A 12,989-nucleotide genomic window follows, 5' to 3' on the forward strand; every position below is an offset into this window, starting at 1 on the left:
TTGACATCGTGTCTGTTGCGCCCCCGGAGCATGCCTCGCCCGACGTCGACCTCGACGTCGACGCGGTGGAGCAGACCGATCAGCCGTGGGTCACCATCGTCTGGAACGACCCGGTCAACCTGATGTCCTATGTCTCGTGGGTCTTCCAGAACTACTTCGGCTACTCCCGTGCGAAGGCCGAGAAGCTGATGATGACCGTCCACCGGGAGGGCCGGGCCGTCGTCTCCTCCGGGCCCCGGGAGCGGATGGAGACCGACACCGAGGCGATGCAGGGCTATGGACTCTGGGCCACTTTCGAGAAGGACTCCTGAGGCCGATGGCTACCGCGTTCAAGCGCAAGGGGTCCCGGATCGTCGCTCGCCTCGACGGCAACGAGCGGGCGATCGTGCGCGAGCTGCTCGACCAGACCAGGCAACTCCTGGCGCCGAGCGGCGTCAGCACCGGTGACCCGGTCGAGGACCTGCTCGCGGGTCTCGGCTCGGTGCAGGACCCGCAGGAGCTGGCCGACCGGGACCCGGCGCTCGCGCGCCTGCTGCCGGACGGCCATCGGGGCGACCCGGAGGTGGCTGCCGAATACCGCGCACTCACCGAGCACGGGTTGCGTCAACGCAAGGTTGCCAACCTCAGCACGGCGATCGAGGCACTGGACCAGCCGGCCGCGCGCAACAAGCTCGAACTGGATCTCGGGCAGGCGCAGGCGCTGCTGGTGGGCCTGGCGGACGTCCGGCTCGCGCTCGGCGAGCGTCTCGAACTGCGCACGGACGAGGACAGCGAGCGGTTGCAACAGGCGCTGGCCGAGGCCGCCGCGGACGGCTCGCAGGACCCGCGGTTGGTGATCGGCCTCTACTACGACTTCCTCACCTGGATGCAGGAGTCCCTAGCGGGGGCCCTGCTCCCGTAGCAATACGATCGGGGCATCATGAGTGAGCCCACCTCCGTCCGCAAGCCCCGCCTCCGTGTCGCGCCGTCGCCCACCGGTGACCCGCACGTCGGCACGGCATACGTCTCGATCTTCGACCTCGCCTTCGCGCGCCAGCAGGGTGGCAGCTTCATCCTGCGCATCGAGGACACCGACCGGAACAGGTTCCAGGCGGACAGCGAGCAGCAGCTCTACGACACGCTGCACTGGCTGGGTCTCGACTGGGACGAGGGCCCGGACAAGGGCGGCCCGTTCGCGCCCTACAAGCAGTCGGAGCGGCTGGGGACCTACCGGCCGTATGTCGAGCAGCTGATCGCCGACGGACACGCCTACTACTGCTGGTGTTCCAGCGAACGGCTGACCGAGATGCGGGAGATCCAGCAGAAGACCAAGCAGCCGACCGGCTACGACCGGATGTGCCTGGGCAAGACCAAGGAGGAGCGGGCGCAGCTGCCCGGCTTCACCGAGACGCCGGTCGTGCGGATGCTGATCCCGGACGACGTCCCGCTGCAGTTCGACGACCTGATCATGGGTCCGACGAAGGCGCCGAAGCCGGACGACCAGGTGATCCTGAAGGCGGACGGCTTCCCGACATACCACCTCGCCGTGGTGGTCGACGACCACCTCATGGAGATCACCCACGTCGTGCGCGGGCAGGAGTGGATCTCGTCCACGCCGAAGCACATCCTGCTCTACCGGTGGCTCGGCTGGGAGACCCCGCAGTTCGCGCACATCCCGCTGCTGCGGGACGAGAAGAAGGCCAAGATCTCCAAGCGCAAGAGCCCGTGGGCCAAGCTCACGTGGTTCCAGGAGCAGGGCTACCTGCCCGAGGCGCTGGTCAACTTCCTTGCGCTGCAAGGGCACCCGCCGATCATCGAGGACGACGGGTCGGAGCGGGAGACGTTCAGCTTCGCAGAGTTCAGCAAGCACTTCGACTGGCACAAGATCAACCCGGCGGGCGCGGTCTTCAACCTGGACAAGCTCAACTGGCTCAACGGGCACTACATCCGGCAGCTGTCCGAGCAGGATCTCGCGCAGCGGCTGCTGCCGGTGCTCCAGCGGGACGGCGCGCTGCCGCAACCGGCCTCGCTGCCGCAGCTCGGCCGGCTGAACGCGATCGTGCCGCTGATCCAGACCCGCATCAACCTGCTGTCCGAGGCCGCACCGCTCGTCGCGCCGTTCTACGTCGCCGACGACCAGTTGGAGATCGCCGAGGACGCCCGAAAGCAGTTGAAGGAGAGTGCTCCCCAGGTCCTGGACGCCGCCATCGCGGCGCTCGAGCCGATCAGCGGCGCCGTCGGCAACCCGGACGGCAGTGGTCGCGAGTGGACGGCGACCCGGCTCGAGGAGGCCCTCCGCGCGGCCATCGTGGACGGGCTCGGGATCAAGCCGCGGCTCGCGTTCGGCCCGATCCGCACCGCAGTGTCGGGTCAACGGATCTCGCCGCCGCTCTTCGAGTCGATGGAGATCCTCGGCAAGGAGTCGACCATGCGCCGGCTCGAGGCGCTGCGTGCGTCGCTCTGAGGCGCGAATCCCGCGGCCGGTGAACGCCGTTCGGCTGCCGGTGCGCGCGGTGCTGCTGGACGTCGACGACACGCTGCTGGACACCACGTCCGCGATGTATGCCGCGGCGACGGCCGCCGTCGCCGCTGTCTGGCCCGGTCAGAGCGAGACGTGGCACCGTGCGGCCGGTGTGCGCTTCCGGCACGACCCGGGCGGCTACTTCGTGCGTTACACGGCCGGCGAGCTGGACTTCGCCCAGATGCGCTCCTCCCGGCTGGCGGAAGTTGCCGCCCACCACGGCCTGGAGCTGCCGTCCGGTGCGACCGCGATGTTCGAGGACACCTTTCGGCCCGAGTTCCTCCGGCATCAGCGCAGGTATGACGACGTCCTGCCCTTCCTGGACGCGTGCCGCGCGGCCGCTCTGCTGGTCGGTGCGCTCACCAACTCCTCGGAAGCCGCGACGACCCCGAAGCTGCTGGCCAACGAGCTGACCGACCGGTTCGCCGTGGTGGTCACACGCGACACGTGCGGTTTCGGCAAGCCCGATCCGAGGGTCTTCCGGCATGCCTGCCGGCAACTCGGCGCCACGCCCGCCGAGACGGCATACATCGGCGACGAGTGGCTGCCCGACATCGAGGGCGCGCAGGGTGCCGGCCTGCGGCCGGTCTGGCTGCGCCGGGGCGGCGTCGACGGCGTCGGCGAAACCGTCGATGTGCCGGTGATCACCTCGTTGGCGGAGCTACGGGTCGGAGCGGCCGGTCTCGAGCTCCTCGATTTGGGTGCAGCGGCTCCGACCGGGTAAGGTCTCACCTCGGTTCACCTCGTCGAACGGCCTTGTGTCGCCGACGAAGTGATACCCCCTTGGGGTATGGTGTAATTGGCAGCACGACTGATTCTGGTTCAGTTAGTCTAGGTTCGAGTCCTGGTACCCCAGCCATCGGCGAAATTCGCCGATTCGGTGGAATCGCACCTTAACCGGTAAGGTTCTTCCAGCCGCGGCCCCATCGTATAGCGGCCTAGTACGTCGCCCTCTCACGGCGGTAACGCGGGTTCGAATCCCGCTGGGGTCACCGATGACACAGCGCCCGAGTCTCGACCGGACTCGGGCGCTTTGTCATGATCGGGTGATGCCTTCGCACGTCTGGTATGCCGCATACGGGTCCAACCTGTCGCCGGAGCGCTTCGACCGTTATCTGAACGGCGGGCGTCCCGAGGGAGCGCTGCGAACCTACGCCGGCTGCCGGAACACCGCTGCACCGAGCGACCGGCGGCCGACCTCGCTCCCGGGACGGGTGTTCTTCGGTGCGGCGTCGCAGGTCTGGGGCGGCGGTATGGCGTTCTACGACCCCGCCGCACCGGGCCCGTCATACGCCACGGCATACCGGCTCACGGTGGAGCAGTTCGCCGACGTGTGGTCGCAGGAGTGCCACCGTCCGCCGGGGGCGGCGGTGCCCGTGGCCGAGGTCGCCGAGCAGGGCAGCTGGCTCGGTGCCGGCGGCCACTACGACCGGATCCTGCGGGTCGGATCGCTCGACGCCGAACCGGTGCTGACCTTCACCTTCGCAGGGAGCGCGCCGACGGCCAATCCGCCGGCGGCTGCCTACGCGGCCACGATCGAGCGCGGCCTGGTCGCGACGCACGGGCTCAGCCCAGCTGCGGCCGCGGCTCACGTCGCCGGCCTCTCAGCCCCCTGAGCGGTCAGGCGGACTCGCCGCGGCGCTGGGTTGCGGCGTGGGCCCGGGCGAGGACCTCGGTCAGCTTGTTGGCGCCCGCGACGACGGTGCCGGCGTGCAGGCGGCCCGGCTGCCGGGACACGCGCTCGATGGGACCGGAGATCGACACGGCGGCGATGACCCGGCCGGACGGACCGCGCACCGGCGCCGAGACCGATGCCACGCCCTGCTCCCGCTCGCTCACGCTCTGCGCCCAGCCGCGGCGTCGAACCGCCGACAGCATGGTCGCGGTGAACTTCGCGCCGTGCAGGCCACGGTGCAGCCGGTCCGGATCCTCCCAGGCGAGCAGCACCTGTGCCGCGGAGCCCGCCTGCATGGTCAGGGTCGCGCCGACCGGGATCGAGTCACGCAGGCCCATCGGACGGTCGGCGGCGGCGACACAGATGCGCTGGTCGCCCTGCCGGCGGTAGAGCTGTGCGCTCTCGCCGCAGTGGTCGCGCAGTGCGCCGAGCACCGGTCCTGCCGCTGCGAGCAGGCGGTCCTCGCCCGCCGCGGAGGCCAGCTCGGCCAGGCGGGGGCCGAGGATGAAGCGTCCCTGCATGTCGCGCGCGACCAGCCGATGGTGCTCGAGCGCGACGGCGAGCCGGTGTGCCGTCGGCCGGGCCAGGCCGGTGTGGGCGACCAGCTGGGCGAGGGTTGACGGGCCCGCTTCGAGGGCGGAAAGAACCACGGCGGCCTTGTCCAGAACGCCGACTCCGCTAGAGTTGTCCATGCACTGATACTGCCGTCTCAGCCCGCGAGACGCAAGTCCTGAGCCGGAAATTGCGGTTCAGGCTTTGTCAGTGGCATGGCAAACCGGGGCAACGAGGCTCTCGGGGGCAGGTTCGATGAAGGAGGGTCCGGCGTGGGAAGCACGTTGGCACAGAAGCTTTGGGAACAGCACGTCGTGCGGCGCGCGGACGGCGAGCCGGATCTGCTCTACATCGACCTCCATCTCGTGCACGAGGTCACCAGCCCGCAGGCGTTCGACGGTCTGCGGCTCGCCGGCCGCCCGGTCCGGCGCCCGGACCTCACGGTGGCCACCGAGGACCACAACGTGCCGACCACGCCCGGCCCGATCTCGGACCCGGTGAGCAAGACCCAGGTCGACACCCTGCGCGCCAACTGCGCCGAGTTCGGGGTCCAGCTCTTCCCGATGGGCGACGCGGAGCAGGGCATCGTGCACATCATCGGTCCGCAACTCGGTCTCACCCAGCCCGGTATGACGATCGTTTGCGGCGACAGCCACACCTCGACCCATGGAGCGTTCGGCGCCTTGTCCTTCGGCATCGGCACCAGCGAGGTCGAGCACGTGCTCGCGACCCAGACGCTGCCGCTGAACCCGTTCAAGACCATGGCGATCAACATCGAGGGTGAGCTGCCCGACGGCGTCACGTCCAAGGACATCATCCTGGCGGTCATCGCCAAGATCGGCACCGGCGGTGGCCAGGGCTACGTGCTGGAATACCGCGGCTCGGCCGTGCGCAACATGTCCATGGAAGCGCGAATGACCATGTGCAACATGTCGATCGAGGCCGGTGCCCGCGCCGGCATGGTGGCCCCCGACCAGACCACCTTCGACTACCTCAAGGGCCGCGACCACGCGCCGACCGGAGCCGACTGGGATGCCGCGGTCGCAGCATGGTCCGAACTCGTCACGGACGACGACGCGGTCTTCGACGCCGAGGTGGACCTCGACGCGAGCCGGCTGACGCCGTTCGTGACCTGGGGAACCAACCCGGGCCAGGGTCTGCCGCTGTCCGCGAACGTGCCCGACCCGGAAGCGTTCTCGGGCGAGAACGAGAAGGCCGCCGCACAGCGAGCCATCGAATACATGGGCCTGACGCCGGGCACGCCACTGCGCGAGATCTCGGTGGACACGGTGTTCCTCGGCTCCTGCACCAACGGTCGGATCGAGGACCTGCGCGCTGCCGCGTCGGTCATCAAGGGACGCAAGGTCGCCAAGGGCGTGCGGATGCTGGTCGTCCCGGGTTCGGCGAAGGTCCGCCTGCAGGCGGAGGCGGAGGGCCTGGACAAGGTGTTTGCGGAGGCGGGCGCCGAGTGGCGGCTCGCCGGCTGCTCGATGTGCCTCGGCATGAACCCGGACCAGCTGTCGGCCGGCGAGCGCAGCGCGTCGACCTCCAACCGGAATTTCGAAGGGCGGCAAGGCAAAGGCGGTCGCACGCATCTGGTCAGTCCGCTGGTCGCGGCAGCCACCGCCGTGCGCGGCACGTTGTCCAGCCCGTCCGACCTGACCCACTCGGCGTGAGCTGACGACAAGACTGCACAAGGAGAAGCTCATGGAGAAGTTCACCCAGCACACCGGTGTCGGAGTTCCGTTGCGGCGCAGCAATGTCGACACCGACCAGATCATCCCGGCGGTCTACCTCAAGCGGGTCACCCGAACCGGCTTCGAGGACGGACTCTTCGCCGCATGGCGCGGTGACGAGACGTTCGTGCTGAACAACCCCGCCTACTCGTCGGGTTCGGTGCTCGTCGCCGGTCCTGATTTCGGGACCGGCTCCTCGCGAGAGCACGCCGTGTGGGCGCTGATGGACTACGGCTTCCGGGTGGTCCTTTCGTCGCGCTTCGCCGACATCTTCCGCGGAAACGCCGGGAAGGCAGGGCTGCTCGCCGCCCAGCTGCGTCAGGAGGACATCGAGCTGTTGTGGAAGTTGCTCGAGAACGAGCCCGGCACCCAGGTGACCGTGGACCTCGAGCAACGGACGGTCACCGCCGGCGAGCACGTCTTCGGCTTCCAGGTCGACGACTACATCCGCTGGCGGCTGCTCGAAGGGCTCGACGACATCAGTCTGACCCTGCGACACGCGGATGAAATCACGAATTTCGAGTCGTCCCGGCCGAGCTGGAAGCCGTCCGCCAGGACTGCCTGAGTCCACGCCCGACAGCCTCGTCGCGCGGGTGACCCATCACGGGTCGCCCGCGCGAATTGCGTTGTTCTACAAAAGATTTGACATCTGGGAGGGACGTGGTGTGGTGCATTTTGCCCGCCTCGGAGGAATTCTCCGACCTGGACCTGCCATGCTCTCAGACCGGCCAAAGCTGTTGTGCCACGGGCAAATAGGGCGGCGTTGCAGGTTGCCGAGTCGGCGTGGTGGGCATACCGTCTTGTCTCAATCGAGCGTCAGCTTGAGGACACGCAATCGGACGCCCGGTCGAACGCCGGCACCACCCGAAGGGGATAAGACCCATGAACAAGGCAGAGCTCATCGAGAGCCTGGAGACCCGGCTCGGCAGCAAGAAGGCTGCGAGCGAGGCTCTGGAGGCCGTCGTGGACGCCATCATCCGCGAGGTCGCCAAGGGCAACAAGGTCGGCATCACCGGCTTCGGCACGTTCGAGAAGATCTCGCGCGCCGCCCGCACCGGACGCAACCCGCGCACCGGGACGACCGTGAAGATCAAGAAGACCTCGGTCCCGAAGTTCAAGCCGGGCACGGCATTCAAGAATGTCGTCGCCAACCCGCGCTCGCTGCCCAAGACCGGCAACGCCGGTGGCCGCGCGTCGAGCAGCATCGCGGCGGCCGCAGCTCCGGCAAAGACTGCCGCGAAGAAGACGACCGCCAAGAAGGCCACCACCAAGAAGACCGCGGCCACGAAGGCCACACCGGCAAAGGCAGCAGCGAAGAAGACGACCGCCAAGAAGGCGACGCCGACCAAGGCCGCGGCGAAGAAGACGACGGCGACGAAGTCAACCGCGGCGAAGACGACGGCCAAGAAGGCCACCACGAAGAAGACCGCGGCGAAGCGCAGCGCGCGTCGCTGAGCTCCGATCCTCCTGGGCGACGGCCCATCCCGTGCACGACGGGGTGGGCCGTCGTGCTGTTCCGGGGGAGGGTGTGCGGCCTGTGCTGCCCTGCGGGTTCAGCGGATCCGCTGGCCGGCGCCGATGCCTTCGATCCAGAGTCGACTCACGCCGCTGCGGCCCACTTCGATGCTGACCCGTTGACCCAGCCGCAGATGACGCAGCTGGGACGCGATGAACGTCGCGGCGTCCACGGTGAGGAGCCGGCCGTTGTCGGTCAGCACCGTCCCGGACCCGGTTGCCTCATCGAAGGTATGAACGGTTGCCTGCATGCCCTCAACTCTAGGGCGCCGAGACGAGGCGCCTGGTCCACGGGCCGACGCCGAGCTCGATCGCCCGGTCCAACGACTCGTCGTCGTCGACGTCGGTGCGCAGCCGAGGCAGGTCCAGCTCGAGCACCGTCGCCGAACGGGCATGGCGGGCCGCAGAGCCCGTGCCGAACCGTGGAACGAGTCGCGACGCGTCGTGATGGCTGATCAGCACTGTGCCGGTGCCCTCGTGATCGGGCACGACCGCCGCCTCGACGGCGGCGCACGCCGCGAGGCCGTCGGAGAGCTCTTCCGGAGTGAGTGCGGGCAGGTCGCCGAGCAGAACGGCGGCAGGGCTGCGCGGAGCACGCACGCTGGCGGCGTCGATGCCCGCAGCGACCGCCGAGTTGAGTCCGCGGCCGGGATCGTCCACGATCACGGCGCCGAGATCCTGCATCTGCAAACGGATTTCCGGGTCCGCCGTCACGACGAGGACCTGCGGAGCCGGCACGACGCGCACGACGGCGCCGAGGGTGTCCAGCGCGATCGCGAGGGCCAGGTCCTGTCGGCGTACGCCGTCCGGTGCACGCAATCGGGACTTGCCGTTCGCACTGTGCTTGACCGGAACTATCACATGCCAGGTCGAGGTGACTGCGGACTCCACGAGATGATGCTCTCAGACACCGCGACGCACTCGACGCGGCGGTTCACTTCCGCCGCGGGTGCGCGGTGGGATTAGATACCAAGGATCGAGGGTGGTCCCGCCCCCGCCTGCACGGGCGGACGGGGCTGCCCGTGCAGACGCCAGGTTAGGAGCAAGCACTCGTGTCGCGCCCCCCGATGAGCGAGAACGTCGAACCGATGTACTCCAAGGTGATCACGACGCTCTACCCGGTGCTGCAGCGCATCACGCTTCGTGACTGGACCGGGATGGAGAACATTCCGCGCGAGGGCGGTTTCGTCGCGGCCTCCAACCACATCTCCAACATGGACCACTTCCCGCTGGCGCACTACCTGGTGGCGGCCGGTCGTGCGCCGCACTACCTGGCCAAGTCCTCGCTGTTCAAGCCGCCGGTGGTCCGGCAGATCCTGCACGGCACCGGCCAGATCCCGGTCTATCGGGGCACCTCCCGCGCGACGTCCGCCTTGTCGGCCGCCACCGCGGCGCTCGAGCGTGGCGCCTGTGTCTGTGTCTACCCCGAGGGCACGATCACCCGGGAGCCGGACTTCTGGCCGATGGTCGGCAAGTCCGGAGCCGCCCGGCTGGCGCTGGAAAGTGGAGTCCCGCTCGTGCCGCTGGCCATCTGGGGGACGCGCGACATGATGTGGCCCTACCGGGACAAGCTGCCGAAGCTCTTCCCCCGCAAGCTGATCCACGTCGCGTCGGGGCCGGCGATCGACCTCGACGACCTGCGCGGCGGTCCGCTCGACGCGCAGAAGCTGCGCATCGCCACCGTGCGGTTGATGGACGAGATCACCCGGCTGCTCGAAGGCATCCGGCACGAGCAGGCGCCGGCAACACGTTTCGACCCGCGCACGCAGCCGTGGGCACGCGGCAGCGGGCACCGCGACGGCATGGCACCGAACAAGGACGTCAAATGACGCGGGTCGCGATGCTCGGCGGGGGCAACTGGGGCACTGCCTACGCCGCGATCATGGCCGATGCCGGTTGCACCGTGCGCCTGTGGGCGCGGCGCGCGGAAGTCGTCGACGAGATCAACACGACGCACCTCAACTCCGGCTACCTGCCCGATCGACCGCTGCCGGATACGATCTCCGCGACGACGTCATACGCGGAAGCCCTCGACGGCGCCGAGATCGTGGTGCTGGCAGTGCCGTCCCAGACGCTGCGCGGCAACCTCTCCGCCTGGCGGCAGCTGCTGCCCTCGGATGCGCCGGTCGTGTCCCTGATGAAGGGCATCGAGCTGGGCACCGGCGAACGCATGAGTCAGGTCATCGCCGAAGCCGGCGAGGTGGACCCGGACCGCATCGTGGTCGTCTCCGGTCCGAACCTCGCACCGGAGATCGCCGCGCGGCAACCCGCGGCCGCCGTCGTGGCGGCGACCAGCCCGCGCGTGCGCGCCAAGGTCGCCGAGGCGAGCGCCACGTCATACTTCCGGCCCTATCTGGGCACCGACGTCGTCGGCACCGAGATCGCCGGCGCGACGAAGAACGTCATCGCGCTCGCCGTCGGCATGGCGTCCGGCATGGGCATGGGCGACAACACCATGGCCAGCCTGCTCACCCGCGGCCTGGCCGAGACCGCCCGTCTGGGAACGGCGTTGGGCGCCGATCCGCAGACCTTCCTGGGGCTGGCAGGGGTCGGCGATCTGGTGGCCACATGTGCGTCCCCGCTGTCCCGCAACCGCACCTTCGGTTATCGGCTGGGCCGCGGTATGTCGCTCGCCGAGGTCATCGAGAGCACCAAGCAGACGGCCGAGGGCGTGAAGTCGTGCGAGTCGATCCTGCAGCTCGCGCAGGGCGTCGACGTCGACGTGCCCATCGTGGAGAACGTCGCGGCCGTCGTGCACGAGGGCCGCGATCCGAAGGACGTCGTGGGCGCGCTGATGTCCCGCGCTCGCAAGCACGAAGGCAGCTGAGTCTGCGGCGCAGTCAGCCGGATCGCCGCGAACTCGGCAGTGATCTCCTGGACTCCGGCAGCGAGGCCTCCAGGCGGACCAGGGACCGTTCGAAGGCCCGTCGATCGGACGCAGTGAGGCCGGACAGCAGCTCGCCCTCCAGCTGCGCGATCTCGCGCCGGCAGCTGCGCAGCACGGTCGAGCCCTTTCCCGTCAGCGCCACGATGCGGTTGCGGCGGTCCTGCGGGTCCGGGTCCCGTCGGATCAGTCCGGCCTCGGCCAGCCGGTCGAGGTTGCCGATCAGCCGGGTCTTGTCACGACCGGTGGCGGCCGACAACTCGGACTGCGTCGGCGCCGCGCCCTCGCCCAGAGCGGCCAGCACGACGTAGTCCCACATGTCCAGGCCATGCCGCTGCAGGATCGGGAGCTCCCCGTCGATCACCGCGTGGAGCAGCCGGTTGAGCAGGAAGCCGAGTTCCGGACGTTCTGGCATTCCCCAAGGATAGACATTGGCATATCGTCTACTGACGTATATGATCTGCACATGTTGACGTTGCTGCGACATACCGCCGAGGATCTCGGCGCCATGGTGGCGCGGATCACCGAATTCGAGCTGGAGCTCCCGACTCCCTGCGCCGGGTGGGACCTGCGCCGGTTGCTCGCCCATCAGCTCGGTCAGCAGGACGGCTTCGCGCAGGCCGTCGCGACCGGGGATGCTCCGGCCGGTGCGTTCGAGCGCGAGACGGTCACCATCGACCGGCTCGAGCCGGAGTGGCGTCGCTCGACAGCTGCGCTGTTCAGCGCATTCGAGAACGCTTCGGTCGACGGGGTGATCCGGCTGGCCGGCTTCGGCCGGCTGCCCGTCGCGACGGTGCTCGGCATGCAGCTGCTGGACACTGCGGTCCACGGGTGGGACGTCGGTAGCGCGCTCGGCGAGACCTACCGGCCGGCCGACGCCGTCGTGTCCGACATCGTGGCCTCGGCCCGCCGGATCGCCGTGCGTCCGGAAGGAGGGTCCCCGGCGTTCGCCGTGCCGCTGGAGGCCGCCGGCGACGACGACTGGGTCACGGCGCTCCGGCTGCTGGGCCGAGCGGCCGGAGCCGGCGCGCGGTGGGACCGAGCCTGATCAGCGACCGCGCAAGGCCGCGTCGAGGTCGCCCCAGAGGTCCTCGACGTCCTCGATCCCGACGGAGAGCCGCACCAGGTCCTCCGGCACGCTGTCCGGCTCGCCGGGATGACGGCGGCGACGCTCCAGGGAGGATTCGACGCCACCCAGACTGGTTGCCGGCAGCCACAATCGAACCCGCTGCTCGAGCTGCTCGGCGGCATCGCGGCCGCCGGCCGGCTCCAGGCACACGATGGCGCCGAATCCGGGGTAACGCACCTGGCTGACCGCCTCGTGCTCCGACAGCCGGACCGCGAGCTCGGCCGCGCTGGCGCAGGCACGGTCCAGACGCAGCTGCAGGGTGCGCATCCCGCGCAGCGCCAGCCACGTCTCGTGCGGGCCGGGGATCGCGCCGCGCAACGTCCGGTGGTTGTGCAGCCGGTCGTGGAGCGCATCGTCGGCGGTGATGGTCGCCCCGAGCACGACATCGGAGTGGCCGGCGAGGTACTTGGTCACGGAGTGCACCACCACGTCGGCCCCGAACTCCAGCGGCCGGGACAGCAGTGGTGTGTTGAAGGTGTTGTCCACGACGGACAGCACGCCGTGTTCGCGCGCCGCGCCGAGCACGACCGGCAGGTCGCAGACCTCGAGCATCGGGTTGGTCGGCGACTCCAGCCAGACCAGGTCGGCCCCGTCGAGCGCCGCGACCGTCGCTGCGGTGTCGGTCGGATCCACCCGGCGTGCGTCCAGCCGTCCGGCCGCGGCCAACTCGTCGAGCAACGTCGTGGTCCCGTTGTAGACGTGCTGGGGCAGCACCACCGTGCCGCCGGGCGGCGCGAGGAGCAGGCAGGCGCTGATCGCCGCCATACCGCTGCCGAACGCGAGTGCCCTGCCGCCCTCGAGGTCGCCGAGCACCTCCTCGAACGTCGACCACGTGCGGTTGCCGAAGCGGCCGTAGGTCGGACCCTCTCCCGCGACATACGTCGAACTGAGCTCGATGCCGGGGCCGGCGGGCGCACCGGCGGTGCGGGTCGGCCGGCCGAGCGCGACCAGACGGGTGGCGGGGGAGTAGCTGGCGTCATGCATGGGCTCAGCTTGGC

Annotated in this window: 16 protein-coding genes and 2 tRNA genes; 13 read left to right on the plus strand and 5 right to left on the minus strand. The window is 69.4% G+C overall.

The genetic code is table 11. The features are described 5' to 3' along the window. Positions 1 to 8: 8 nt before the first annotated feature. The 7 genes from clpS to ACN8HC_RS12035 all read left to right on the plus strand — a co-directional run bounded on the left by clpS (position 9) and on the right by ACN8HC_RS12035 (position 4,116). Positions 9 to 311, plus strand: a complete 303-nt coding sequence (gene clpS, locus ACN8HC_RS12005) for an ATP-dependent Clp protease adapter ClpS (protein WP_490075074.1) — start codon at positions 9 to 11, stop codon at positions 309 to 311. Between the two features lie 5 nt (positions 312 to 316). Then, the gene (locus ACN8HC_RS12010; RefSeq protein ID WP_490075075.1) at positions 317 to 901 is read left to right on the plus strand and encodes a DUF2017 domain-containing protein; all 585 of its coding nucleotides are present in this window, start codon (positions 317 to 319) and stop codon (positions 899 to 901) included. 18 nt (positions 902 to 919) lie between these two features. Further along, entirely contained in the window at positions 920 to 2,443 is a 1,524-nt protein-coding gene (gltX, locus tag ACN8HC_RS12015; protein ID WP_490075076.1) for a glutamate--tRNA ligase, read from the plus strand. 19 nt (positions 2,444 to 2,462) lie between these two features. Next, a complete protein-coding gene (locus tag ACN8HC_RS12020) occupies positions 2,463 to 3,224 on the plus strand; it encodes an HAD family hydrolase (RefSeq protein ID WP_490075077.1) in 762 nt (253 codons plus the stop codon). Between the two features lie 60 nt (positions 3,225 to 3,284). Further along, positions 3,285 to 3,359 (plus strand) — tRNA-Gln (locus tag ACN8HC_RS12025). A 60-nt stretch (positions 3,360 to 3,419) separates the two neighbouring features. Beyond that, positions 3,420 to 3,492 (plus strand) — tRNA-Glu (locus ACN8HC_RS12030). Between the two features lie 57 nt (positions 3,493 to 3,549). Beyond that, complete coding sequence (locus ACN8HC_RS12035) at positions 3,550 to 4,116, plus strand: histone deacetylase (protein ID WP_490075078.1); 567 nt, start codon at positions 3,550 to 3,552, stop codon at positions 4,114 to 4,116. 4 nt (positions 4,117 to 4,120) lie between these two features. On the opposite strand, the gene ACN8HC_RS12040 is transcribed toward ACN8HC_RS12035, so the two are convergent. Further along, positions 4,121 to 4,867 (minus strand): IclR family transcriptional regulator, encoded by a 747-nt coding sequence (locus ACN8HC_RS12040; protein ID WP_490075079.1) that lies wholly within the window; start codon positions 4,865 to 4,867, stop codon positions 4,121 to 4,123. 132 nt (positions 4,868 to 4,999) lie between these two features. Here ACN8HC_RS12040 and leuC point away from each other — a divergent pair, with 132 nt between their 5' ends. The 3 genes from leuC (at position 5,000) to ACN8HC_RS12055 (ending at position 7,918) form a co-directional block, all read left to right on the plus strand. Continuing rightward, a complete protein-coding gene (leuC, locus tag ACN8HC_RS12045) occupies positions 5,000 to 6,403 on the plus strand; it encodes a 3-isopropylmalate dehydratase large subunit (protein ID WP_490075080.1) in 1,404 nt (467 codons plus the stop codon). A 31-nt stretch (positions 6,404 to 6,434) separates the two neighbouring features. After that, positions 6,435 to 7,028, plus strand: a complete 594-nt coding sequence (gene leuD, locus ACN8HC_RS12050) for a 3-isopropylmalate dehydratase small subunit (protein WP_490075081.1) — start codon at positions 6,435 to 6,437, stop codon at positions 7,026 to 7,028. A 317-nt stretch (positions 7,029 to 7,345) separates the two neighbouring features. After that, positions 7,346 to 7,918 (plus strand): HU family DNA-binding protein, encoded by a 573-nt coding sequence (locus ACN8HC_RS12055; RefSeq protein WP_490075082.1) that lies wholly within the window; start codon positions 7,346 to 7,348, stop codon positions 7,916 to 7,918. Between the two features lie 98 nt (positions 7,919 to 8,016). On the opposite strand, the gene ACN8HC_RS12060 is transcribed toward ACN8HC_RS12055, so the two are convergent. After that, positions 8,017 to 8,229, minus strand: coding sequence for a hypothetical protein (locus ACN8HC_RS12060; RefSeq protein WP_490075083.1), 213 nt, complete (start codon positions 8,227 to 8,229; stop codon positions 8,017 to 8,019). Between the two features lie 10 nt (positions 8,230 to 8,239). Further along, on the minus strand, positions 8,240 to 8,869 hold the full coding sequence (gene cofC, locus ACN8HC_RS12065) for a 2-phospho-L-lactate guanylyltransferase (RefSeq protein ID WP_490075084.1): 630 nt from the start codon (positions 8,867 to 8,869) through the stop codon (positions 8,240 to 8,242). A 161-nt stretch (positions 8,870 to 9,030) separates the two neighbouring features. On the opposite strand from cofC, the gene ACN8HC_RS12070 reads away from it, so the two are divergent. Next, complete coding sequence (locus ACN8HC_RS12070; protein ID WP_490075085.1) at positions 9,031 to 9,807, plus strand: lysophospholipid acyltransferase family protein; 777 nt, start codon at positions 9,031 to 9,033, stop codon at positions 9,805 to 9,807. Then, positions 9,804 to 10,805 carry an NAD(P)H-dependent glycerol-3-phosphate dehydrogenase gene (locus tag ACN8HC_RS12075; protein WP_490075086.1) on the plus strand — a complete coding sequence of 334 codons (1,002 nt, stop codon included), beginning with the start codon at positions 9,804 to 9,806 and terminating at the stop codon, positions 10,803 to 10,805. Before ACN8HC_RS12070 ends, ACN8HC_RS12075 begins: the two co-directional genes overlap by 4 nt. Before the next feature lie 13 nt (positions 10,806 to 10,818). Here the strand turns inward: ACN8HC_RS12075 and ACN8HC_RS12080 are convergent, their stop codons facing one another. After that, a complete protein-coding gene (locus ACN8HC_RS12080; RefSeq protein WP_490075087.1) occupies positions 10,819 to 11,277 on the minus strand; it encodes a MarR family winged helix-turn-helix transcriptional regulator in 459 nt (152 codons plus the stop codon). Between the two features lie 51 nt (positions 11,278 to 11,328). Here ACN8HC_RS12080 and ACN8HC_RS12085 point away from each other — a divergent pair, with 51 nt between their 5' ends. Further along, on the plus strand, positions 11,329 to 11,910 hold the full coding sequence (locus ACN8HC_RS12085; RefSeq protein WP_490075088.1) for a TIGR03086 family metal-binding protein: 582 nt from the start codon (positions 11,329 to 11,331) through the stop codon (positions 11,908 to 11,910). Here the strand turns inward: ACN8HC_RS12085 and ACN8HC_RS12090 are convergent, their stop codons facing one another. After that, on the minus strand, positions 11,911 to 12,975 hold the full coding sequence (locus tag ACN8HC_RS12090) for a trans-sulfuration enzyme family protein (RefSeq protein WP_490075089.1): 1,065 nt from the start codon (positions 12,973 to 12,975) through the stop codon (positions 11,911 to 11,913). Positions 12,976 to 12,989: the final 14 nt, after the last annotated feature.

The sequence above is a fragment of the Flexivirga sp. YIM B11880 genome, assembly GCF_058148645.1.

Excerpts from the sequence above, each read along its gene's own strand:
- ACN8HC_RS12035 (WP_490075078.1), top strand. The coding sequence starts at position 3,550 with ATGCCTTCGCACGTCTGGTATGCCGCATACGGGTCCAACCTGTCGCCG.
- ACN8HC_RS12080 (WP_490075087.1), bottom strand. The coding sequence starts at position 11,277 with ATGCCAGAACGTCCGGAACTCGGCTTCCTGCTCAACCGGCTGCTCCAC.
- gltX (WP_490075076.1), top strand. The coding sequence starts at position 920 with ATGAGTGAGCCCACCTCCGTCCGCAAGCCCCGCCTCCGTGTCGCGCCG.
- ACN8HC_RS12040 (WP_490075079.1), bottom strand. The coding sequence starts at position 4,867 with ATGGACAACTCTAGCGGAGTCGGCGTTCTGGACAAGGCCGCCGTGGTT.
- ACN8HC_RS12085 (WP_490075088.1), top strand. The coding sequence starts at position 11,329 with ATGTTGACGTTGCTGCGACATACCGCCGAGGATCTCGGCGCCATGGTG.
- ACN8HC_RS12090 (WP_490075089.1), bottom strand. The coding sequence starts at position 12,975 with ATGCATGACGCCAGCTACTCCCCCGCCACCCGTCTGGTCGCGCTCGGC.
- ACN8HC_RS12010 (WP_490075075.1), top strand. The coding sequence starts at position 317 with ATGGCTACCGCGTTCAAGCGCAAGGGGTCCCGGATCGTCGCTCGCCTC.
- ACN8HC_RS12055 (WP_490075082.1), top strand. The coding sequence starts at position 7,346 with ATGAACAAGGCAGAGCTCATCGAGAGCCTGGAGACCCGGCTCGGCAGC.
- leuD (WP_490075081.1), top strand. The coding sequence starts at position 6,435 with ATGGAGAAGTTCACCCAGCACACCGGTGTCGGAGTTCCGTTGCGGCGC.
- ACN8HC_RS12060 (WP_490075083.1), bottom strand. The coding sequence starts at position 8,229 with ATGCAGGCAACCGTTCATACCTTCGATGAGGCAACCGGGTCCGGGACG.
- ACN8HC_RS12075 (WP_490075086.1), top strand. The coding sequence starts at position 9,804 with ATGACGCGGGTCGCGATGCTCGGCGGGGGCAACTGGGGCACTGCCTAC.